Origin of the sequence: Chryseobacterium sp. WG14 (genome assembly GCF_024586945.1) — a bacterium.
Classification (GTDB): Bacteria; Bacteroidota; Bacteroidia; order Flavobacteriales; family Weeksellaceae; genus Chryseobacterium.
This window is the reverse complement of sequence record NZ_JALCZD010000002.1, coordinates 501789-525267: the sequence shown is the minus strand read 5'-3', so window position 1 is coordinate 525267 and position 23479 is coordinate 501789. Positions and strand designations below refer to the sequence as shown.

Genomic DNA, 23479 nt, shown 5'->3' with positions numbered 1-23479 from the left:
TTTAATTTATAATGAATTTTTTTTAAAAAGAATGGTAATGTGTGGTTTGTTATAGAATAATTCCCGAAGAATGATCTTCACGGCTTCCTGTTGCAGAAGCCAAAACATTGATTTCATTTTTAAACCTTAAAACTCCCATAAATGCGAAGATTAAAGCTTCTTTATAGTCTATGATTTCTCTTTCAGGAATAACAATTTCCGCGGTGGTTTTTTCTTTAATTTTTTCAATTAAATAATGATTATAAGTTCCACCACCGGTAAAAAGTACATTTTTTAATTGATTTTTATTAAATATATCTGAAATCTGTTGAGCAGTATGTTCTGTAAAAGTAGCTAAGGCATCAAGAGCTTCAACATTTTTAAATAGCGGGAAAATATTTTCATTACACCATTCGATTCCAAGAGATTTGGGATGCGATTGACGATAAAAGCTTAAGGAATTTAATTTTAATAATAAATTCTCATCAATTTTTCCTGTTCTGGCTAAATCTCCGTTTTCGTCAAAATTTTTCCTGAACTGCTGAACCAGTGTATTCAAAACAATATTCACAGGAGCGATATCAAAGGCAATTCTTTGACCATTAATTTGTAAGGAAATATTGGAAAACCCACCCAGATTAAGACAGGCATCATATTGAGAAAATAGCAATTCGTCACCAATTGGAACCAGAGGAGCTCCATTTCCGCCCATCAAAACGTCCTGAGTCCGGAAATCGTAGATGACGGGTAAATTTATTTCTATTTTAACAGCTCTTCCGTCGCCTATTTGCAGGGTAAATCTTTTTTGAGGCTGATGAAAAACAGTGTGGCCATGAGAAGCAACCAGATCAATATGCTGCAATTGATGTTTTTCAATGAAGTTTTTAACTGATTTTCCTAAATAAAAGCCGTATTCCGAATGTAATTCTAATAACTTTTCTGCAGAAATATGAATTGAATTTCTAAGCTTTTCTTCCCATTCTTTAGAATAGGGAATGGTTTCTGCTTTCAGGATCTTAAAGGTCCATTGGTCTTGCTTTTCAAATTCAGCAAAGCAAATATCCAAACCGTCCAGGCTTGTTCCGGACATAAGGCCAATAGCAAGAGTTTTCATGATGATAAGACTTATTTTTTGTTTTCAGAAATCCTTTTAGAACTAAAGTCTCCCGAGTTGTTATAAAAAGTATATTCAGAAAAATCATCTTTAGCAGTCATTCCATTAGCGCCTACTAATGTGGATCCGTCTTCCATAGTTACATATACCGTATCTTTGGTATAAATTCTTTTTTTTCTCTGATCCCAATAAATACTCTGCATAGCAAACCTTTGGCCTTCATTGGTTGTAATCCTCACATCACCTTTTGCCTCGTAGAATTTTTTGTATTCAAAAATACGGGCATATTTAGCGGTGATCTTTCCGGGGATTTTCGGTTTCTTTTTATCGAAGAACTCTATATTGATTCCTTTTTTTGCTACAACATACGGGCTGTCTATCAGTTCATATTTTTCAATGATAGGCGCTTTGGCTTTTAAAGTGACAAAACCGGAATCACGCTGTACAATATTGGCATTATTGATGATCTGTGAAGGGAAGTTTTTACTCTGGTTGCCTTTATTTTTGGTAAGGTCCTCTTCACATGATGTCAATATAAAAAATATAGCACAACTAAAAAGGCATGCTATATTTTTATATGATATTTTTTTTGAAAAATTCATTCTAGTTATAAAGAGTCTTTCTAAACCATTTATCAGCAAAATTAAAGCCGATTCTAAGATTAATGAAGTTCTGATTGATCAGGTTGTCATTAAGGGTTCCTCTCTTACCAACTTCTACTCCTATTTCAAGTCCGCTCATTCTTGTGATACTGCTGGTCTTGAATGGAAGCATTACTCCGGCAGAAATACCAAATTTATTAATGCTGTTACCTTCTAGTTTAAGGTTTCCTCTTTCATAGAAAGCTCCATATCTGTAGATTACTCTTGAGAAATAATTTCTGAAGTTATTGTAGTTAGGCAAGTACCATCCACCGGCAGAAATTCTATAAGTATCCTGGAAATCAAAAGTTTTTCCGAAATAAGAGATGTCTTCACCTTTCTTATAGTCTACCTGTCCTGAGAAGAACCAATGGTTTTCACTTCCATATCCAACCCCTACAGAGGCCTGTAAAGGAAGAAGGTTCTTGGAACGTATACTTTTTTGCTCTATGATTTTTTCATCAGTTTTAGTTCCTGCTGCATCTGCAAACCTGTAAGTACTGTTGATGTACTCAGTCGTCATATTACTGGTATTCCCAAAAGTAGCAGTAGCTCCGATCGTGAATTTTTTATCAGTACGTGTATTTAAAGTCTGATAGCTGGTACCCAGTGTAAAATTAAAGTTTCTTACTTTGTTTTTAGTTTCATACCCATTCACGAAGCCATTGATAGCATTATTGTATGAAGTGCTAAATTCATTCAGGTCATACAAATCACCAAAATAAAGATTGGCCCTTGCTCCAACAGAAAACTCCTGGTTTATTTTGTAAGATACAGCCACCTGTGCTGTATTTAAAGTTCCGTTTCCTTTAAATTTATTAATGTAAGTATCTCCGTTTTCTAATTTTTGCTCATTTAAAATATCATAGCTTTTAGAGCTATACGGCTGATAAGAAAGTCCCATCTTTACCTTGGAAGATAAAGGAAATGCCAAAGCAATATTGGAGAGATACGTAGAATGCTTTGTAGATTTCATATCGTTATAATTCGATTTGAAATAATTGTTTTCATTGGTAGCCTCCAGTCTGATACTTGTAAGTTCGAAATTGGCGTTGTTTGCAGGGTTTGCAAAGTTGAAACTACTGGTGAAATCACTTATAAAAGCAGTTGATATACCTCCCATTGAAGCAGTTTCGATCGTATTATCATATTTTACATCTCCAATTCCATACGTTGCATAGGGCGAATTACCTATACTCTGTGCATTCAGGAAGTATCCAGCTGATATGAATGATACTACAAAGATTTTTTTCATTCTTTATTTTTAAAACAATGCGCAAATATCTTAAATATTAATGAATTGTAAAAATTATATGTGGTTAAAGTTTGTTAAGGGCCTTCCTTTAAAAGAAAACTATAAATTTTTATTCGTAAAACTGGTCATTCTATTATACAAAAAAGACTGTTTATAATAGTATAACAGTCTTTTTTTTAGCAAGATAGCCGGTAGAGTTATTTTACCTGAAGCACCGACCGGCTGTGACTAAAACTTTCAAAGCTGAATTTTCCGTGGTATTTTCCCATCCCCGAAGTTCCAACGCCGCCAAAAGGTAAATAATGGGAACCAACGTGAATAATGGTACTGTTGATTTCTGCATCACCACTTGTTGTACAGTTTAGAACATGAGCTGAAAATTCCTGGTCTTCCGAAAAAACATATAAGGCCAGTGGCTTAGGGCGGTTATTTATTTCTTCCAGCGCTTCATTAATGTCATGATAGGTCATAATTGGAAGGATAGGACCGAAAATTTCCTGCTGCATTACCTGATCATCCCAGGTTATATGATCCATTAAAGTAGCCTCAAAATGACGGCTCTCAAGGTCATACTTACCTCCGTAGATTACTTTTTCAGGAGCAGCTTCCAGATATCCGGCAAGATGTTTAATCTGATTCTGGCTTACAATCTTTCCTATTTTCCCTAAAGATTCGTCGTTATAGGTTGTCTTTAAATGAGCTTTAAATTTTTCAATAAACGCATCCTTTACAGACTCATGAATATAAATATAGTCGGGGGCCACGCAGGTTTGTCCACAGTTGATCCATTTTCCGTAAGATATTCTTGCCACTGCCTTATCAAGATCTGCATCTTTGTGAACTATGGTAGGAGATTTTCCTCCAAGCTCCAATGCTAAAGGAATTAACTGCTCTGCCGCAGCTTTCATCACAATTTTTCCAACATTTGGACTTCCTGTAAAGAAAATATAGTCAAAAGGCAGGCTTAATAATAAGGTGTTTTCTTCAATAGCCCCCTGAAATACGGCTACATAAGATTCATCAAAAGATTCCTTTACGATATCTTCAAGAACTTTAGCAACATGGGGTGTATTTTCTGATGGCTTCAAAATGGCAGTGTTTCCTGCTACCAAAGCTCCGATAAGGGGACTGAATGTCAGTTGAACAGGGTAGTTGAAAGGCCCGATAATATAAGTTACTCCATACGGCTCATACATTATTTTACTTATGACTTCGGCTCTTGTTGGATGTGGTTTGGAGGGAACGGGAGTTGGTTTTGCCCATTCATCAATATTTTCCAGAAAATAATCAAGTTCACTAATGACAATCTGAATTTCTACATATTCAGCTTCCTTCCGGCTTTTCCCCAAATCTGTATGTAAAGCATCGCAAAGAGCATCCGTATGCTGTAAAAATACTTCGCGGAATTTTCTCAGCTGTGCTTTTCTGAATTCAATATCTTTTGTCTGATTGGTTTTGAAAAAAGCTTTCTGCTGTTGAAAGACATTTCTTATTTTCTGTTCTGATTCTTTGTTCATTGTGTATCGATTTTTAAGAATTCAATAATCTGAAATTCTAATAGTAAATTAAGTTAAATTAGTAATGCAAATATATTGTTGAAAATTATATTGCGCACAATTTAATTTAAAATTAATTCTAATTGAATTATTGATGTTTCCTATAATTACTAGATTTTTGATTTCAATTAAATATATAAAAAGGTTTTACTGCAGATTAAGCAGACTTAATTTTATAAATTGAGATAAGATTTTTTATCTTTGGAACATGAATTGGGAGAACATAGCCGGTCAGGAAAACCTGAAAAAACTTCTTAGAGAAAGTATTGCTGAAAACAGAGTTAGCCATGCCCAGCTTTTTGTAGGGAAAGAAGGATATGGAACATTACCTATGGTCCTGGCCTATGCCCGAGAGATACTGAGTCGGGAAAATGAGCATGCTGCCGTAAAGGTGGAGCATCTGAATCATTTGGATCTGCATTTTAGCTTCCCTGTTTTTACAGATAATAAAAATTCTTTAAGTAAAAATAAGTTTGAAGAATTCCGGGAGATGATCATGGCTTCTCCCTATGCCAGCTATGATGACTGGACTGCCTTTTTAGAATCCGAAAACAAACAGCTTTTTATCTCTGCAGATGAAGTAGATGACCAAAATCAGAAATTTTCCCTGAAAAGTTTTGAAGGAGGAACTAAGATCCTTATTGTCTGGAGGGCTGATAAAATGAATATTGCAGCTTCAAACAAATTTTTAAAATTCCTGGAAGAACCGCCGGCCAAAACTATTATCCTCCTTACCACAGAAAGTACAAATGATATACTTCCTACCATTCTTTCCAGAACCCAGATTGTGGAAATTCCGAGAATTAATGATGAAGATATTAAACACTATCTGGAAAAGAATTTTTCTGTTTCTGAAGAAAAGATCAGAGAGGTTCTCCATGAAGCTCAGGGAGATTTAAACAATGCCATAAAACTTTTAAACTCCGGTGATAAGACTAACGAGTTTGAAAAATTATTTGTACAATGGGTACGGGATGCATTTATGGTAAAAAAGAAACCCGCTTATCTTAAAAGTATTATTTTCTGGGCAAGAGAAATAGCCGGATGGAACAGGGAAAAGCAGAAGAATTTTTTAAACTACTGTTCTGAAATTTTCAGGCTGGCACTCCTTCAGAATTATCAGTCTGAGGATCTTGTTTATAAAAAAATCAATGCTGATGGATTCAACTGGCCCGGATTTTCAAAATTTATCAGTGGTGCCAATATTGAAAATATATTAGAAGAAATCAATACTGCAGATCTACACCTGACAAGAAACGGGAATCCTAAAATTGTATGGACAGACCTTGGGATAAAGCTATCAAGATATATTCATAAAAACTCATGAAATAAAATTCCGGTCAACAGGCCGGAATTCCTGTTTTAAAATTTTTGTTCTGTTCTTTCTGCACAAACATCCACCCGTTGAACTTTCCCGGAATATCTCTATTACAACAACCAATATCTTTGCTGATTTTAAAGTGTAAGTAAATGCATATTTTTCAACAGACTGTTGATTTTTAAGGAGTTTGCAGTAAATATTGCATTAGTCTTTTTTTATTATAGTTTTTTATACTTATTCTTTTAATAGAAGCAATCTTATGTTGCTGATAAATTAAATCTATATTAAAAAATCAATCAATCGTTTGATTTTATGAAAAACTTATGTAAATTTGCGCCCTGAAAATGGAAGTGATATGATTTCAAAAGAAGAAAATATATTATTTGCTGCTGAAAAACTTTTTGCAGAAAAAGGTTTTGACGGAACTTCTACCAGGGAAATTTCCAAGGCTGCAAATGTGAACATCTCTATGATCTCTTACTATTTTGGCTCTAAAGAAAAGCTTTATGAAAAGCTGGTTGAATACAGAATGAACGAAGGGCAGTTTTTCTCAAAAGATATTGTAGAAAGAACGGACCTTAATGAATGGCAGAAGATAGAAAAGATAATAGACCAGTTTTCCAATAGGATAAGAACCCAGAAATGTTTTTACAGGATTATGCAAAGAGAACAGCTCCATACTGATAATCCACAGATTGTAGAGTTTTTAAAACAAACTAAAATGGGATTTCTCTCCATGTATTCTCAGATATTGGAACGCGGACTTGAGAAGGGAATTTTCACGAAAAATCCTCCAATTTATCTGTTTCATTCAACCATCAGCGGAACTTTATTTTATGCATTCAATGCTAAAGATATGTATAAAGAATTCCTTAATGATACAGAAGAAGAGAGTGTTTTTGATGAAAAATACTATACTGAACTTAATAAACATATAAAACATTTACTAAAAGACCTTTTAGGTTATGAAGAGAATAAATAACTCAGTGATTGCATTATCACTATTCTTAGGAGTAGCAAATGCAAATGCTCAGGAGAAAAAAACACTTTCTCTTGACGAAGCTGTGCAGCTGGGAATCCAGAACAGCAAGAATCTCAAGATCGACGCAGCCAAGATCGAGGAGGCTACAGCTGACCTTTTGGAAGCTAAAAACAAGCAGCTTCCTGAATTGAAAGTTTCCGGAAGCTATATGTACCTTCCGATAAAACCGAATGTTGATATCAAACTTCCGGGTCTTTCCGGAGGTGCAGGAGGTCCGGAAATACATCAGGTTCTTTACGGTTCGGCTAATCTTAGCGTTCCTCTTTACAGCGGAGGAAGAATCAAGTATGGGATTCAGTCTGCAAAATATCTGGTGGAAGCTTCTAAATTAAGCACTGAAAACGATAAAATTGCAATTGCTTACAACGTTGCCCAGGCCTACAATAATCTGTTTAAGGCCAACCAGTCTATCAAAGTTTTTGAAGAAAATCTTGCTGCTTCTCAAAAAAGAGATGAAACATTCCTGAAAATGGAGAACAACGGATTGATTGCCAGAAACGACAGATTGAAAGCAAACCTTCAGACCTCAAATATTGAACTTCAGCTATTGGAAGCTAAGAATAATTACAATATTGCCAATATCAATATGGATTTGTTGTTGGGGCTTCCTGAAACTACAGAACTTGAAGTGGATCCAAATTATATAGATGAAGGATCAGAGGTAAAACCCGTTGTTTTTTATGTAAATGAAGCCCGGGAAAACCGTAAAGATTTACAGGCTTTAGCTCAGCAAAGAAAAGCTGCTGAACTAGGATCAAAAGCCGCTAAAGCAGAAAATCTTCCATCATTAGCATTTACCGGAGGTTATGTAGCAGCAGATATTCCCAAACTTCTTACCGTATACAATGCCGTGAATGTAGGAATCGGAATTTCTTACAATTTATCAAACATCTGGAAAGAGAATTCATCTTTAAAGCAGTCACAGGCAAGAGAAAAGCAGTTGGCGGCCACTGATGAGCTATTAAATGACAATATTAAGCTTGATGTCAACAGAGAGTACCAGAACACAGATTACTCAAAAAAGAGAATCGCAGTTTTTGAAAAATCAGCTGAACAGGCTAATGAAAATTACAGAATTACAAAAAACAAATATGACAACGGGCTTGCAACCATGACCGAATTACTGGATGCGGATGCCGCTCAGATTGCCGCAAATGTGGGCGTAATCAATGCAAAAGCAGACGCCGCATTAGCATATAGAAAACTATTACAGACAACAGGAACTTTAACAATTAAATAATCAGATCGAACCCACATGGAAAATAATAATACACAGGCAGTTGAACCTAAAAAGAAAAAAAGTTTAGTCTTTCCCCTCATTTTAGCAGCTGTAGTAATCGGAGGAGGAATCTATGGTTACAGAGCATTTACTTACGGACAGTATCATGAAGAAACGGATGATGCTCAGATTGCTTCTAATATGACTCCGGTGATTTCTAAAATTTCAGGATATATCACTGAAGTGAAAGTAAAAGATAATCAGTTTGTAAAAAAAGGTGATACGCTGGTTATTTTAGATAACAGAGACCAGAAAATGGCCCTTGAGCAAGCTCAGGCTGCTTTATCTACGGCTAAAAGCAATATTTCAAATGCCGAAGCTACTACAACAGCCACTTCAAAAAATATCAGTTCTTCTGAAGCAGCAGTAGTTACTGCCAATGCACAGATAGAAGCAGCAAAAGTAAATGTGTGGAAAACTTCTCAGGATTTAAAGAGATATGCTAACCTTGTAAAAGACCATTCTATTACAGAGCAGCAATATGAGCAGGCTTTGGCAGCAAAACAGTCTGCAGACAGACAGTTACAGGTTTTAGTGGATCAGAGGAATCAGATTGCTCAGCAAACAAATATCGCATCCTCTCAAACAGCTGCCAGCTCTCAGCAAATCAGTGTTGCAGGTTCTGTAGCAAAACAAAGAGAAGTAGATGTTGAAAATGCAAAATTAAACTTGTCATATACCGTAATTCTTGCCGCAGAAGATGGCTATGTAGGAAAAGTACCTACTCAGGCTGGTCAGTATCTTCAGGCAGGAGCACAGCTGTTTGCTTTGGTAAAGAATGATCAGAAATGGGTAGTGGCCAACTTCAAAGAAACGCAGGTAGATAAAATGGTGGAGGGGCAAAAAGTGAAAATTGAAATTGATGCTTTTCCTGACAAAGAGTTTGAAGGAGTAGTAAGCTCATTTTCTCCGGCAACAGGTGCTACGTTCTCCATTTTGCCTCCGGATAACGCGAGTGGTAACTTCGTAAAAGTAGTTCAGAGACTTCCTGTAAAAATTGATTTTGTAAACCTTGATAAAAATATTGCAAAAAGATTAAGAACAGGAATGAACGTGAAAGCAGAGGTTTCTTTGAAATAATTTATACAATGTACAATATAAGATGTACAAGTATATTAATGTAGCTTAAAAATACATTTTACATTGTCCTTTTTTACATTGTCCTTATTAAAAATATATGCAAGATTCATTAGTAGAATATGGAGCCCGAAGAGTAATCATCACGATTACAGCAATTCTTTGTGCTCTGCTTGAAATTGTGGACTCCACGATTGTAAATGTTGCCTTGAATGAGATGAAGGGTAACCTTGGAGCCACACTTTCTGAAGTAGGTTGGGTAATTACGGCTTATGCAATAGGTAACGTAATTGTCGTACCAATGACGAGCTGGCTTTCACAGCAATTTGGACGTAGAAACTATTTTGCGGCTTCCATCATCATATTTACCATATTTTCATTCTTATGTGGAAACGCTACGAATATTTGGGAATTGGTATTTTTCAGATTGATGCAGGGAATTGGTGGGGGAGCGCTATTGGTAACTTCACAAACGATCATCACGGAATCTTATCCGATTGAGAAAAGAAGTATGGCTCAGGCCATTTATGGGCTGGGGGTAATTATAGGCCCTACTTTAGGTCCGCCGTTAGGAGGATATATTGTGGATAATTTCAGCTGGCCTTATATTTTCTATATCAATATTCCTATTGGGATTGCGGCCACTTTGATGACACTTCAGTTTGTAAGAAGCCCGAAATATGCTGAAAAACGTAAAGCATCAGATGTAGACTGGATTGGTATTGGATTACTGGCAGTGACGGTAGGTTCATTACAGTTCATTTTAGAGAGAGGTCATGAAGAGGATTGGTTTGAAAGCGGAATGATTGTAGCATTTACCATAGCTGCTATTCTAGGATTTATATTATTTCTATGGCGGGAGCTTACCTTTAAATATCCGATAGTTGAACTTCGAGTACTTAAAAACAGTAATTTGAGAATCGGAACAATGATGTCATTTGTGTTGGGATTCGGATTATATGGGTCTACATTTATTGTTCCTCTTTATACGCAAAGTATTTTGGGATGGACGGCATTGCAGTCAGGAGCATTGATGATTCCGGCAGCATTAACCACTGCTTTCATGATGCCTATTATCGGTAGATTACTGGCAAAAGGAGCAAAACAGCAGATCTTAGTGTCTTTAGGACTCTTCATCTTCTTTGTCTATAGTTTCTGGGGATATAAAATTCTGACACCGGATACCAGTAAAGATGCCTTTTTCTGGATGCTTATTGTAAGAGGAGCCGGGCTTGGACTATTATTTATCCCGATCACCTCCTTATCATTAAGTACCCTGAAAGGTCAGGAAATTGGACAAGGAGCTGCCTTTACAGGAATGATGAGACAGCTTGGAGGATCTTTTGGTATTGCAGCCATCACTACTTTTATTGCCAATGCAGGCCAGAAGTACAGAAATAACCTGATTTCTCACCTTGACGAAAACAGTTTTGATGTCCAGCAAAGACTGGCTGCTCTTAAAGCAAATTTTGTTGCGAAAGGAATGACCCCTGATGCAGCAATGAATGCCGCCTATAAAATGCTCGACATGTCAGTAACCAAACAGGCAACCGTATTGTCCTACATGGACGTATTCCTTTACCTGGGGGTAATATTCCTGATATGTATTCCGTTTATCTTATTTATTAAAGAAAGGAAAAGTAAAGAAAAGATAGATTTGAGTGAAGCCATGCACTAAATTTACACGGCAAACCTCCGGAATTTCCGGAGGTTTTTTTATAGGCTATTTTAAATAAAACCAATCATTGATAGTATTGTATTACGGATGTAAGTATTTTATAACTAATAATTAATGTATTTAATAAAACAATATCACCTATTGGAGAATTTATTTATTTTCTTTAACTTTACTGTACCAAATGAAAAAATATGAATAAGTTCCCCTCATCAATACTTTCCCTTTTCAATAGGGGAATTCCGGAGTATTACAAAATACATCTGCCCGAAGAATTGCTGTTGGCAATATCTTAAAACCTCCATTGTGTGGTATTCCTGTGTTTATTTTCATTGAAATAAAAACGCTGTTGCTGTTTTATAAACCAGGTGTATAATTACCAAAATATTAAAAACTTTTCACCATGAATAATAACGTACAACTGCCGGAAACATTTGTGGCATTATCCGATTTCAGAAAAAATGACATTTATCTCCCTGAAATGGATATGGAGCAGATTATCTCGGATTATTTTCCAGGAACCTTTACAGAGCTGGTTCAGCGACTTTCAGATATTACAGGATCTTTTTACGGAGGAATGCTTAGGCAAACAGGAAAGCTTTTTGGTGCTGAAGCAGTTGAACTCCTTTCCAGCAGCTTTATGTATGATCTGGGATCGAAAATGGCTTTGAGAAACCTTGCCGTCAAACCCGGTTTGAAACCCGGAATTCCGGCTGTCGCAAAAATACTTATAGGAGCAGTTTTTACATCCAGTCCCGAATATAGTTTTGAATTTAAAGAATTGAATGACCATAAAATTGAAATGTTGATACAAGGAGTGGATCGCTACCATAGAATAACACAAGAGTTTGAAATTGCCCATCTATTAAAATGGCCGGTGATCAAGCCTTTCGTACAGGGAGTATGCGATGCCATGGGGCTGGATGTTTTACTTGAAATGAAAGTACTGGAACTGAATCCGGACAGTTCGTGTGTGTATAAGGTTTGTATAATGTATAATGTATAATGTATAATGTATAATGTATAATGTATAATGTATAATGTATAATGTATAATGTATAATGTATAATGTATAATGTATAATGTATAATGTATAATGTGAACATTAAACACCTTCTACATCAATAGAAACGGGCTTTAGCCCGTTTTTTTGAAAGAACCATCCAGTTTGGCTTTAGCCGAAACCTAAAAACGGTCTCCCATACTCACATAATAATGCTGTGCTGATCCATTCATAATCAGGCCTTTTTTATTAATAACATAGTTTTTTAAAAGAAGTCAGATATTGGTAAACGCAATAGTCAAAAAATGGTTCATCACTTGATTTGAAAGTAAAATAAATCCAATTGAAAAATATGCATACCATTACGTTTACCAAAAATGACAAATTGTAATTAAAAACTTATCGGATTTTTCCTATCCATTCAATACCACTGATATCAACAAGTTTTAAGCTATACATATTATCTTTCAGAAGAATATCTCTGATGTCAATCATAATATCAGCTTTTGCTCCCAATGGAAGCACCAGGCTGTGTTTCCCGGGTTTTACTTTAGCTACATAATGGTTGTGAATGTTTTCTTTGGAAAATTCTGAAAGCTCCTGATGATTCAGTTCTTTTAATATATTTCCATTTTTATCCAGAATGTGGATCCCTATGAGGAAAGAGCCATATACATCGGCACCTTCAGTTCTATAGACTTCAAATTTTAAATCTGAATTATTGTGTGAGATATTGGAAATTTCAACCTTTGGTTTTACCGATTTATTGTGTAATGTTCCCCAGACGCCACCATGAAAATATTGGTTGGTGTAAAGGGTAAGTCCAAAAATAATCAAAGAACCTGTCAATACAATAATCTTAGGTTTTGAAATGGGTAAATTGCCGGATCCCAGCCATTTAAACCATTTTTTTTGAGTAAAAGCTCTGTTTTTCTTCATAAAATAGTAGTCCAGAGAATAAGGACCGCTTCCTGTGAGAAAAAGAACAAATCCGCCTGCAATTCCCAAAACGCCGATCTGCCATTCATCAAGGCATGTTGTTCCCAGCCAGCCTGAACCCAGAAGAATTCCTAAGGCAAGACCAAAGATTCCGATACTCATGAACCGGGTGAATAATCCCAGAATGATACATAAACCTACTATAGCTTCAATAATGGTAAAAATCATCATAGACTGCTGTAGGGCATCTGGATGGGTAACTAGATATTCAATAATGGGTTTTATTCCTAAGGCATTCGGGAGAAAGTGATTGAATTTTTCTCCGATATATCCGTTTTCATCGGGGGTAAGTTTGTTTTCAAGGATAAGCCTGCGCCAAAAAGCTGAAAAATAAGTCCATCCGATAACCATTCGGAGAGATAAAGTGTATAAGCCTGCCAAATCTGAAGACTGGCTTTTTATGGTATGTTTCATTAAAGTTTATTTTATGTAAAAGACTGATTGAGTTTGATGTTTTTAAACCTGTATCAAACTTAATTTTAATCTTTTAAACAAAATATACTTTGGAGGGCTGTTGCCTGTGGTATGCCCGGAGTATTTGTTGAAAGAGAATCTTTCATTTTCCGTTTTTTGTACTGAGAAATTCAGATAAAAGAAACACTTACCGATTAATTTAATATCGGATTTTGAAACTGAAAGCCTGGATGTTGTAGAAGATACATCGCAGCTGGAAGGGTAGGAGGAAGTTGTTTTTACCTTATTTAAGCCACTGATGTACTGGATGTCAAAAATGTCAAGAACATCTCTTTTTACAGAACATGGTGATAATGAAAATGCCAGAATAAGCATCGTTATGATAGCTTTATAGGTCTTTATATGGATTCCTGTTTCTGACATTTTTACAAAACTACACTTTATTTTAAATGTAGGCTTAATAAATTGTAAGAATTCATCTATACATAAGCAGAAGAGGAAGGCTGTCTAGTATAGTCTGTTTAAAGAAATGAGGCTAAAAAAATAAAATTTAAACCTCTCCTGACTAACAGTTGTCATACCCCTGCCTTATCTTTATCATTTCTTACTGACGAAGGGGTTGTGGAAAAAATATTATATTTCAAATTTTAACAAAACAGAAAATATACTTATATGAGTTATTGTTTAGCCATAGATGGGATGCAGCCTGAAAGCAGGAAAGAGCTGCACAAAAATTATCATGATAATTATTATGGATTTCCTATTCATGATGATAATGAACTGTTCGGAAGATTGCTTCTCGAAATAAATCAGGCCGGCCTCAGTTGGGAAACGGTTTTAAAAAAGGAAGAAAGCTTCAGAAAAGCATACAGCAATTTTGATATTCAGAAAGTGGCAGCTTATACTGAAGAAGACCGTGAAAGGCTTCTGAATGACAGTGGAATCATCCGGAATAGATTAAAAGTGAATGCTGCGATTGAAAATGCCAAAACCATTGTGGAACTTCAGAAAGACTTTGGTTCTTTTGAAAAATGGCTGGAACACCATCACCCTAAAACATTACAGGATTGGATGAAGCTTTTCAAAAAAACATTCAAATTCACAGGAGGAGAGATTGTAAATGAATTTTTGATGAGTACAGGATATCTGAAAGGATGTCATACAGAAAGCTGTCCTGTTTATGATAAAGTTTTGGAACAAAATCCGCTATGGAAACAAGCTGAAGATAAATAAAAAAATCAATATTAATTTGTGCCGACTGATATTCTATCGGCACAAGTTTATGCTATCTTAAGTTTCTTACTTCATAAGCTGCTTATGTTCATTCCCCCATTTTTCAAACTCCAGAATAATAGGTTTCAGTTTATACCCAATTTCTGTAAGTTCATATTCTACCCGTGGTGGAACTTCTGCAAAAACAGTTCTTGTAATAATTTGGTCTTCCTCAAGTCTCCGAAGCTGTAAGGTAAGCATACGCTCAGTAATATTCTGAAGCTTTTTTTTAAGTTCTCCAAACCTCATTTTGCCGTTGATCAGATAACAGCAGATAGCCAAAGACCACTGTCCTCCAATAAGGTTGGAAGCATAGATTTCCGGACATTCATCAGCAAGAGCTTTTTTATTGGCAAAATTAGTGGAGGTTTCCTTTATTTTAGTCATTACTTACATTTTTTATAGTACCATACAATAGGTTGCTAATGTACAAAATGTAAGTTACGTGTCGTATTTTTGCCATAGAAATTTAAATTGAATGAAAACCTTAATTATTGTCACTCATCCTGATATTGAAAAGTCTGTAATCAATAAAAGATGGATTGAAGAACTCAAGAAATTTCCTGAAAAATATACTGTTCATCAGCTGTATGAAGCATATCCTGATGGAAAGATTAATGTAGCTAAAGAGCAGGAACTGATGGAATCATATGATAAAATTGTATTTCAGTTTCCTTTTTACTGGTTTAGCAGTCCGCCGCTGTTAAAACAATGGCTGGATGAGGTTGTTTTGTATGGCTGGGCCTATGGAAGTAGCAGCGGTTATAAGCTTGGAGGAAAGAAAATGTCTCTGGCTGTTACTGCAGGAATTGATGAAGATGGGTATAGTGCATCCGGAGAATATAAATATACAATGAATGAACTTTTCCAGCCTTATGAATTGACCTTTGACTATATAAAAGCAGAGTATAAGGACCCTTTTGTATATTACGGAATAGAACGTAATTCTTCTGATGAATGGATTGAAAGAAGTGTTCCGATGTATCTGGAGTTTTTGGATAAATTATAATGCAATAAAAGTAAATTGACTTATTCGGATTTCCTATTGTAAGTTCAACTTACTTTTTTCCCGAATTTGCTATACTCATTGAAGATTATTCCTGATTGTATTCAAAGGGTTCAATATTTCCGTCCTGCACATACTTTTTTATGGTATTGCTGTCTATTTTAAATGGAACATCCTCATACTTCCAACCATCGACAGGGATTTTTAAATCAATAAGATAATTTTCAATAGAGTAGATACCAAGGACCTTTGCATTTTTAGGTTTTAGAGAGTCAAAAATGATAAGAAACTGATCCCCTTTTTGGTAAGAACAATTTGTAGTTGCGAAATATATTTTGTCTTTAACCCGATATTTATAATCTGTTCCTACACCATTGTTATTCTTCTGATGCCAGTCTGTAGTAGCCTCCGCAACTGTATATCTGGGTTTTTTGAGCATCTGTTTTATCCAGAAACTCTCATGAACAAAACTCAACACAATCAATATTATAGTTAAAACTGGAAGAATAATAGAGAATTTTTGTACAATACTTTTTTTCATTCCTGGAAATATTTTATTTACTCAGCATTTTTCTCCGTGGCATTCACAGATATATTTCATAGTCTATTTTATTTTTAACGAAAATATTTAAAAATCCTTATCCCACCGTAGGGGTATCCTCTTCTTTTAGGATTTTTTTCTCTTTCATAGAGAGCATCATTCTTTCATACTTGTATTTTTCCCAGTCAAACTGGTTGAGAAAATCAAGTGCTGCCTGAAAGCCTCTGTTGAAAAGCTCTTCCTTTTCCTCTTTTTTCATGAAGAAGTTAAGCCAGCTGCTGGTTCCGCAATTGACGGTTTGTATACTAAACAGATGATAAAAAGTATGTTTGGTAAGAAAGGTTTTGTCATTAAAACCTTTTAAAGTACTGATGATATTTCCGGCATAGGTGAAGGGTGTTTTAAGAATTTCCTCGCTTGTTTTTCCTTTTTCAGAAAGAATATCGGAATCATTGGTCAATTGTACTCCAAAAAGGGGCATTCTTGGGTAGAAAACTTCATCCGCATGGAAAATATCGATCGGGAAATTGGAGATACTGCCACCATCAATGAATATACCTATAGGATTAATATCCTGCGGTTTGGTATTCATCCAGAATTTCCAGGCATATTTCACAGAATCATCATCCTTATTGATCCTTTTCTGAAAAGGTTCAAAAAAGAAAGGCACAGACATGGAAGCTTTCACAAATTCTGCAGGGCTGATGCGTTTGAGCTCTTCTTCAGACCAATACAAATTGGCCATGGTGGGAAGTTCTACTTTTATTTTGGCATTAATATCTGTGGTGATTACAATATATTCTGACCGTAGCTGATAAAACGGATTGTTTTTGTAATAATCATTATTCACGGCACTTTCGTAGAAAATTCTGTACCGGGTCTGGTCAATATGTTCCAGGTTTTTAGTTTTAATTTTTTCTATACTCTGCAAAGCCCGTGTATAATATTCCTCGCCGTTTCCATAACGGTAATTGAGGTTAAGGTTGTGTTCTTTGCGGATAAATTTTTCATTGAGGTTGGCAACTGTTTTTATTCCAAAACTATCAAGGGCATTTCTCATGGTATCCGTGAAAACATTTCCGGGGTTAAGTCCGCTGTTTTCTTTTCTGAAATTGTTGTATAGCTTTTTGATACAGAAAAAGAGAATAACTGCCGGAATCAGAGGGATCAGAAACATAAGCTTGGCATTCAGTATTGTTTCTGATGGAACTGCAAAAGGAATACTGATGAGAATAATGAACAGTGCTATGGCAATAATGAGATTAATGGTAAAGAAGTTCTTATTGTTCAGCATGGAATGGAGGGTTGTTTTTACATATGTTTTACCATCCATAAAATCAGCAAAATTCCAGCTGAAAAGAATATCTTTAATAAGCTCACTTTTGGCTTCCTCTTTAGTTTTACAGGCTGCAATCAGCATAGTATTAATGGCTCCGGCACTGGTTCCCGCCACCTTTAAAAAACGGACTCCAAAGATCTCCAACCCATAAAGATAGCCTACCAGAGCACTTCCCCAGACTCCGCCTCCTTCCTGTACAAACTCTACATACTGATTTCCATGCTGATCCAGTAGATCAGAGAATTCTTTGGATGAAATATTTTCATGCAGGGCCGCAAGCTTTTCCTTTGATGCTGATGAAAGCGAATTATCTTTCAGAATTTTTTTAAGATCCTCAGTTTTCATAGTTTTTTGTTTTTTGTGGTTGGAAAAGACAGAGGCAGTCTCTCAATGAACTGATGCCACTGCTCTGCTTCATTCTTTGCCGGCTGCTTATTGACTTCAGATTACCATTGTTTGCGCCTTACATAGATAAATGTACTGATCACTACAGTAGCCATGATCCCCATCGTTATAAAATAGCCATATTTATGATGAAGCTCAGGCATATTATCAAAGTTCATCCCATACACACCGGCAATAAAGGTGATTGGTAAAAAATAAACCGAATAGATAGCCAACACTTTCATGACCTGATTGGCTTTTTGATCAGAAAGTGCAAGAAACATAGAAATAAGGTTGGTGATCTGTATATTTAAATGGTCGAAATCGGCAACTACATCCTTATGCTTGTCTTTTAAATCGACAATTTCAGAATCCTGAAGATCCAATAATTTAAATTTGTCTATAGCATCGGTAGAAATAACCAACACCCGTGAATTCAATCCGGACTTCCGTTTCAGTTTATAAAGTCTTCGGATCTGACTGGTATGATTGGTGTTCTTGAGGAAAATCTCATTCTCAATATTGTCCATAGTTTCAAATAAGCTCAGGGATTCATCATCAAAGCTTTTCATGATCAATATAGCAATCATTAAAAGAACTTTCTGAGGAGTAACGTCTTCCTGAATTACCGATATCTGTTTCTTGGTCTCAGAAATACTTCGGGTCTTCATCCTGTGGATTGTGATAATGGTATTATCCAGTAAAAAAACTCCGATCTTGGTACTGATATCGCTGATAGTATTCAGATTTTTTCTTTCCAGCTCTGTGCTCTCACGAAGGAGAAAGAATTTTACATTACCGTCCTCTTCATATTTGGGAAGGTGGTTTGGGTCCATGGTATCTTCCAGAAGAAGGTTGTTAATTTCATATCTTTCATGAAGAAACTTAAGGTCTTCTGCTGTAGGAGCCTCTACATCTACCCATTCACACTGGGAGCTTCTGTATATTATATCAATTGGCATAAAGTAAAAATACTAATATTTTGAAATACTATGTTTTAAATAAGTTTTATCTTTACCAAAATTAAAAAACTATATGATTAAAAGTACCATAAAAGGAGTAGGATTTTATGTTCCGGATAATGTTGTTACCAATGATGATCTGTCGCAGTTAATGACCACCAATGATGAGTGGATTACAGAAAGGACAGGGATCAAAGAAAGAAGACACCGTAAGAACAGAAATGATTCTCAGGAAACTACTGCTTATCTAGCATTTAAAGCTTCAGAAAAAGCACTTGCAAATGCAGGTCTTACAGCTAAAGATATTGATTACATCGTTTTCGCTACCCTTTCACCGGATTATTATTTTCCGGGCTGTGGGGTGTTGCTTCAGGATATGCTGGGATGTGATACTATTGGAGCGCTGGACGTGAGAAACCAATGTTCCGGATTTGTTTATTCTATGAGTGTGGCCAATGCTTTTATTAAGTCCGGTACCTATAAAAATATCCTTGTGGTGGGGGCTGAAGTTCATTCTTTCGGATTGGATTTTTCTGATGAAGGAAGAGGGGTTTCTGTTATTTTCGGAGACGGAGCAGGAGCAGTGGTGCTTTGTGCTACAGAAGATGAAACTTCAGGAGATATTTTAGCGGTAAATATGCATTCTGAAGGTAAATATGCAGATGAACTCTGTACACAGTTTCCAGGTTCTAAATTCGGATGGAGCGATAGAATGAGAAAAGAACCGGAAAATGTAACCAATAAAGAAGTTTACCCGATTATGAACGGTAATTTTGTATTCAAACATGCCGTAACAAGATTCCCGGAAACGATGTTGGAAGCTTTAAATAAAGCTGGAAAAACAGTTGAAGATCTTGATATGTTCATTCCTCATCAGGCGAACCTTAGAATTGCCCAGTTTGTTCAGCAGAAATTCGGATTGCCGGATGAGAAGATCCATAATAATATTCAGAAATATGGAAATACAACGGCAGCTTCTATTCCAATTGCTTTAAGTGAAGCCATTGAAGAAGGTAAAATAAAAAGGGGAGACTTAGTCCTTCTTTCTGCATTTGGAAGCGGGTTTACGTGGGGAAGTGTTTTGTTTGAATATTAAGATAGAGCTACCATTTTATTTAATCTTCGGATACACCCTTAAAGGAATGATTTCCTTCCGTGAATAGTGGCAGAATCATAGATTCGACAAAAGATTGTTACATAAAAACCCGGCAGATAAAATCTGCCGGGTTTGTTTTTTTATGCTTTATCTGTTAAAGACTTTTTAGTAATTTTTCTGTATCTGCTGAATCTTCTCCGGAAGTTTTTGCCAGTTCAATAGACTTTTCAGCCCATATTTTTGCATTTTTCTTATCACCTACTTTATTATAGAGGTTAGCTAAAGTATCTGTATTGGCAAAACTTTGATCTTTTTTTACAGATTCCTGTGCCCAGGTGATAGCTTTTTCTAAAGATGCTTTGTTATTTACATTTTCAAAGAAATTCCAGGCAAGAGAGTTTAATTCTCCGGAGCTTGCCGTAGAATAGTCCTGATACAGCTCAAGGATTAATTTTTCATAAACAGGAATATCTTTGTTTTTTAAAGCTCTGTTGGCTTTCATTCTCTTTAATACCTTTTCAGCTTCCTCTTTGCTCAGGAAAGTCTGGGTTCCTGTCATAAAATAATTGTCATTCCATGTTTTTGTATCTGCATTATAAGCCTTTTGCGCTACGGTATTTACTTTGATGTTTTTCTCAAATTTTTCATATTTATCTGCTGGATAAAATTTGATGATTTCAGCTTTCTTTTCCTGGAATATTTTATACAAAGGACTCTCTGTACTTTGTGTTCCTGAAAGAAGAATCTGAACATCTTCCTGATCCAGGGCAGTTTTCTGCTGGAAATAACGGGTCAGTACTTTACCGGCAAATTCAGTATCATTGTAAAGGGTAAGCCCGGCAAGATTTTTTAAAAATTCAGGATCTTTTTCTCCATTTTCAAACTTTTGCTTTAATGCGGTTAGTTTCTTGTTAGGATCCTCAGCATCTTTTGCAAATTGGATGAAGTCTTTTTCTTCTACATAGCCTATTGTTCTGTGTACAGTTTCACCGTTTGGATCAATAAATAGATAAGTAGGAAATACTTTTACATTGTATTTTTTAGCCAATTCAACACCTTCTCCTTTTTCCATATCAATCTTAGCATTGATGAAGTGAGAATTATAATAATCACCTACATTTTTTAAAGGGAAAATATTTTTTACCATCAGTTTGCAGGGACCACACCAGGAAGCATAGGCATCAATGAATATGAGTTTGTTCTCTTTTTTTGCTTTGGCAAGGACAGACGCAAAGTTGCCGTCTTCAAATTTTATACCCTGTGCAAATGCAAAAATCCCTATAAATAAAGCTGAAATTATAGCTAATCTTTTCATGAAATTAATTTTGTTCCATACAAATGTAATAAATATGATGACAATTAAGTCAATCATTTTGGAAATAATTACACATAAATCTTGATTTTAGTATAGGCATAGTTTTGATATGAAAGATGATCATGTATTATTTTGTTCTTATTATTAAAATTAATGTAAATTGACGATTTGGTTTAAATGATTAAATTACAGGAGAATATTTTAATAAAAAGTAAAATATTAGTAGTTTTGTAAAAAACAAAAAGACACCCCGTTGAAAAGATGATGAGTTATTATAAAACAAGAATAATAATTTGTTTTTTTATGCCTAAAAATGTACTCCAGCTTTTGTTTTTACTTGCAACAGCAATCCTGATATCTGCTCAGAAAAAAAATAGTTTTGACCAGATCTGTGAAAAGACAACTGTTGTCACTTCTCATAAAAATTTGGCGGCAGCTTTTAAAACTGCGGACTCTCTCTATATAGCTGCACAGACACCACAGGAAAAGATAAAAAGCCTTATTCTTTCTTCGGAACTTTATCACTATTCAGGGAATTTTAAAAAAGCTATTGGTTATAGTGAGACTGCACACTCTTTAATTAGCCGGACCAATGATCCGGAACAGATGATTTATATCTGCAGGCTGCTGGCCAAACAATACAGACAGGTTGGGCTTTATGAAAGGTCAAAAAAATATATTGTAAAAGGTCTTGAATTTTCTAAGCTGATCACCGATTTTCAGAAAAGTAATGAAACAGCAGGCCTGATGAACCAGGAAATGGCTTTTTATGAAATGGAATTAGGTAATTATTCAAATGCTATAAAGGATATTGAATCTTCTCTTACATTTTTTGAAAAAGCAAAAATTTCCAATGAAAGCAGAACAATCGCTGTTTCTTATCAGGTTTTGGGAGATGTATATTTTAAGCTTAATGATTACCTCGTTTCCGAAAATTATTATAGAAAAGCGGAAGCACTACTTAAGAAAGGAAGCTGTACGTTAGGGTTGATTTATAATGGTCTCGGAGGAATCCGCCTAAAACAAAAAAACTGGAAAGAGGCAGAGATGTATCTTAAAAAAGCGGAAAAAATTGCAGATACCTCCCGAAGTCTTAAACTCCGAAAGGCTGTATATTCTAATATTAATGATTATTATGAGGATATTGGTGATACATTTAAGGCATCTTTGTATGCTGTGAAATATGTAAGAGCTTATGACAGTATTACGGTCCGCAATCAGGAGTTTATCACTAAAACCCCAGAAAATACCATCAATAAAACCGCTAAAAACGGAGAACTGAATATTGTAAAGAATGTTGCCATCATTATATTATTCATATCCATTATTGGATTGATTATATTCTTCAGAACAAAAGAGAAAAAGCAGCGCTCAAAACTGAGAAGTATGATAAGGACCCGCCAGCAATTGGCTTATGGTTCAAAAGAAAGAGTGGAGCAACCCCCTAATGAAACTGAATTTTCAAATATTTCTGTTGAAGAAATAGAAGAAAAAGACAGTGATGCCGGTAAAAAGAGAAATGAATCTCTGATGACTTCTGAAACTGAGGCGAAATTATTGGAACTGCTGGAAGATTTTGAAAGAGGAAAACTTTATAACAGTAAAAGTATGTCATTATCTTTTCTTTCGGGTGAACTTAATACCAATACAAAATATCTGTCCTATGTGATTAATCAGCACAAAAGTGCTGACTTTAAATCTTATATTAATCGTTTAAGGATCAATTATATCGTGGATAAAATTATCAATGACGAGAAATACAGACAGTACAAAATAAGTATTTTAGCTGATGAATGTGGCTTTTCTTCACACAGTAAGTTTGCTGCGGTATTCAAAGCCGTAACTGATTTCTCTCCATCAGCATATATTAAGCATCTGGATTCTGAAAATCAACCAGATAAAGATGTCCGTTTTCAGGAAAATGATTAAAAATCACTGTTTTTTTTAATTCACTGTTGCTATTTTCACGAAAATGAACAACCTATTGTTTTATATCATAGGATTGCTATCCTATCTTTGCTTCAGCTTAACGGGAATGATCACTATTATACTACAGTTAATCTCTATTGTATTTACAGAATATGTTTTCTTTTACAATAGAGAAACTACTTAATTTTAATCAAACCAAAAATTTTAATCCGGAATTCGTGCCTATTTCTTCACCATGAAATAATCACGGTTCCTTGTTTTGTCTTCGTAGGAAATATAC

General features: G+C 35.3%; 21 protein-coding genes. 10 read left to right on the top strand and 11 right to left on the bottom strand.

Going from position 1 to position 23479, the window contains the following annotated elements:
• Nucleotides 1–49 precede the first annotated feature (49 nt).
• The 4 genes from MP478_RS05605 to mdlD form a co-directional block, all read right to left on the bottom strand.
• The gene (locus MP478_RS05605; RefSeq protein WP_257192149.1) at nucleotides 50–1093 is read right to left on the bottom strand and encodes an anhydro-N-acetylmuramic acid kinase; all 1044 of its coding nucleotides are present in this window, start codon (nucleotides 1091–1093) and stop codon (nucleotides 50–52) included.
• Between the two features lie 11 nt (nucleotides 1094–1104).
• On the bottom strand, nucleotides 1105–1695 hold the full coding sequence (gene lptC / locus MP478_RS05600; RefSeq protein ID WP_230037944.1) for an LPS export ABC transporter periplasmic protein LptC: 591 nt from the start codon (nucleotides 1693–1695) through the stop codon (nucleotides 1105–1107).
• Between the two features lies 1 nt (nucleotide 1696).
• A complete protein-coding gene (locus tag MP478_RS05595; RefSeq protein WP_257192150.1) occupies nucleotides 1697–2989 on the bottom strand; it encodes a hypothetical protein in 1293 nt (430 codons plus the stop codon).
• Nucleotides 2990–3186: 197 nt separating this feature from the next.
• A complete protein-coding gene (mdlD, locus tag MP478_RS05590) occupies nucleotides 3187–4506 on the bottom strand; it encodes an NAD(P)-dependent benzaldehyde dehydrogenase MdlD (protein WP_257199866.1) in 1320 nt (439 codons plus the stop codon).
• A 247-nt stretch (nucleotides 4507–4753) separates the two neighbouring features.
• Between mdlD and MP478_RS05585 the strand changes: the two genes are divergently transcribed.
• The 6 genes from MP478_RS05585 (at nucleotide 4754) to MP478_RS05560 (ending at nucleotide 11945) form a co-directional block, all read left to right on the top strand.
• Entirely contained in the window at nucleotides 4754–5872 is a 1119-nt protein-coding gene (locus MP478_RS05585; protein WP_230037939.1) for a DNA polymerase III subunit delta', read from the top strand.
• 349 nt (nucleotides 5873–6221) lie between these two features.
• Nucleotides 6222–6848, top strand: a complete 627-nt coding sequence (locus tag MP478_RS05580; RefSeq protein WP_257192153.1) for a TetR/AcrR family transcriptional regulator — start codon at nucleotides 6222–6224, stop codon at nucleotides 6846–6848.
• Nucleotides 6832–8148, top strand: coding sequence for a TolC family protein (locus tag MP478_RS05575; protein WP_257199865.1), 1317 nt, complete (start codon nucleotides 6832–6834; stop codon nucleotides 8146–8148). The genes MP478_RS05580 and MP478_RS05575 overlap by 17 nt, the downstream gene beginning before the upstream one ends.
• Nucleotides 8149–8163: 15 nt before the next feature.
• Nucleotides 8164–9267, top strand: a complete 1104-nt coding sequence (locus MP478_RS05570; RefSeq protein ID WP_230037933.1) for an HlyD family secretion protein — start codon at nucleotides 8164–8166, stop codon at nucleotides 9265–9267.
• A gap of 97 nt (nucleotides 9268–9364) precedes the next feature.
• Entirely contained in the window at nucleotides 9365–10942 is a 1578-nt protein-coding gene (locus MP478_RS05565; RefSeq protein WP_257199864.1) for a DHA2 family efflux MFS transporter permease subunit, read from the top strand.
• Between the two features lie 400 nt (nucleotides 10943–11342).
• A complete protein-coding gene (locus MP478_RS05560; protein ID WP_257199863.1) occupies nucleotides 11343–11945 on the top strand; it encodes a hypothetical protein in 603 nt (200 codons plus the stop codon).
• 396 nt (nucleotides 11946–12341) lie between these two features.
• Here the strand turns inward: MP478_RS05560 and MP478_RS05555 are convergent, their stop codons facing one another.
• The gene (locus MP478_RS05555) at nucleotides 12342–13355 is read right to left on the bottom strand and encodes a TQO small subunit DoxD (protein WP_257190361.1); all 1014 of its coding nucleotides are present in this window, start codon (nucleotides 13353–13355) and stop codon (nucleotides 12342–12344) included.
• A gap of 42 nt (nucleotides 13356–13397) precedes the next feature.
• A complete protein-coding gene (locus tag MP478_RS05550) occupies nucleotides 13398–13778 on the bottom strand; it encodes a hypothetical protein (RefSeq protein WP_257199862.1) in 381 nt (126 codons plus the stop codon).
• Between the two features lie 249 nt (nucleotides 13779–14027).
• Between MP478_RS05550 and MP478_RS05545 the strand changes: the two genes are divergently transcribed.
• Nucleotides 14028–14588, top strand: coding sequence for a DNA-3-methyladenine glycosylase I (locus MP478_RS05545; RefSeq protein ID WP_257199861.1), 561 nt, complete (start codon nucleotides 14028–14030; stop codon nucleotides 14586–14588).
• 66 nt (nucleotides 14589–14654) lie between these two features.
• Here MP478_RS05545 and MP478_RS05540 read toward each other — a convergent pair whose 3' ends face one another.
• Nucleotides 14655–15014, bottom strand: a complete 360-nt coding sequence (locus MP478_RS05540) for a helix-turn-helix domain-containing protein (RefSeq protein WP_257199860.1) — start codon at nucleotides 15012–15014, stop codon at nucleotides 14655–14657.
• Nucleotides 15015–15105: 91 nt separating this feature from the next.
• On the opposite strand from MP478_RS05540, the gene MP478_RS05535 reads away from it, so the two are divergent.
• Nucleotides 15106–15636 (top strand): NAD(P)H-dependent oxidoreductase, encoded by a 531-nt coding sequence (locus MP478_RS05535; protein WP_257190365.1) that lies wholly within the window; start codon nucleotides 15106–15108, stop codon nucleotides 15634–15636.
• An 85-nt stretch (nucleotides 15637–15721) separates the two neighbouring features.
• Here the strand turns inward: MP478_RS05535 and MP478_RS05530 are convergent, their stop codons facing one another.
• From MP478_RS05530 to MP478_RS05520, 3 genes are all read right to left on the bottom strand, one after another.
• Nucleotides 15722–16174 carry a hypothetical protein gene (locus MP478_RS05530; RefSeq protein WP_230037920.1) on the bottom strand — a complete coding sequence of 151 codons (453 nt, stop codon included), beginning with the start codon at nucleotides 16172–16174 and terminating at the stop codon, nucleotides 15722–15724.
• Between the two features lie 97 nt (nucleotides 16175–16271).
• A complete protein-coding gene (locus MP478_RS05525; protein WP_257199859.1) occupies nucleotides 16272–17858 on the bottom strand; it encodes a patatin-like phospholipase family protein in 1587 nt (528 codons plus the stop codon).
• Between the two features lie 101 nt (nucleotides 17859–17959).
• Complete coding sequence (locus tag MP478_RS05520) at nucleotides 17960–18859, bottom strand: CorA family divalent cation transporter (RefSeq protein ID WP_230037916.1); 900 nt, start codon at nucleotides 18857–18859, stop codon at nucleotides 17960–17962.
• A gap of 73 nt (nucleotides 18860–18932) precedes the next feature.
• Between MP478_RS05520 and MP478_RS05515 the strand changes: the two genes are divergently transcribed.
• Nucleotides 18933–19955: a 3-oxoacyl-ACP synthase III family protein gene (locus tag MP478_RS05515; RefSeq protein ID WP_257190368.1), complete on the top strand. Its 1023-nt coding sequence runs from the start codon at nucleotides 18933–18935 to the stop codon at nucleotides 19953–19955.
• Nucleotides 19956–20109: 154 nt separating this feature from the next.
• Here the strand turns inward: MP478_RS05515 and MP478_RS05510 are convergent, their stop codons facing one another.
• Nucleotides 20110–21270: a thioredoxin family protein gene (locus MP478_RS05510; protein WP_230037912.1), complete on the bottom strand. Its 1161-nt coding sequence runs from the start codon at nucleotides 21268–21270 to the stop codon at nucleotides 20110–20112.
• A 303-nt stretch (nucleotides 21271–21573) separates the two neighbouring features.
• On the opposite strand from MP478_RS05510, the gene MP478_RS05505 reads away from it, so the two are divergent.
• A complete protein-coding gene (locus tag MP478_RS05505) occupies nucleotides 21574–23199 on the top strand; it encodes a tetratricopeptide repeat protein (RefSeq protein WP_257199858.1) in 1626 nt (541 codons plus the stop codon).
• The last annotated feature ends 280 nt before the right edge of the window (nucleotides 23200–23479 follow it).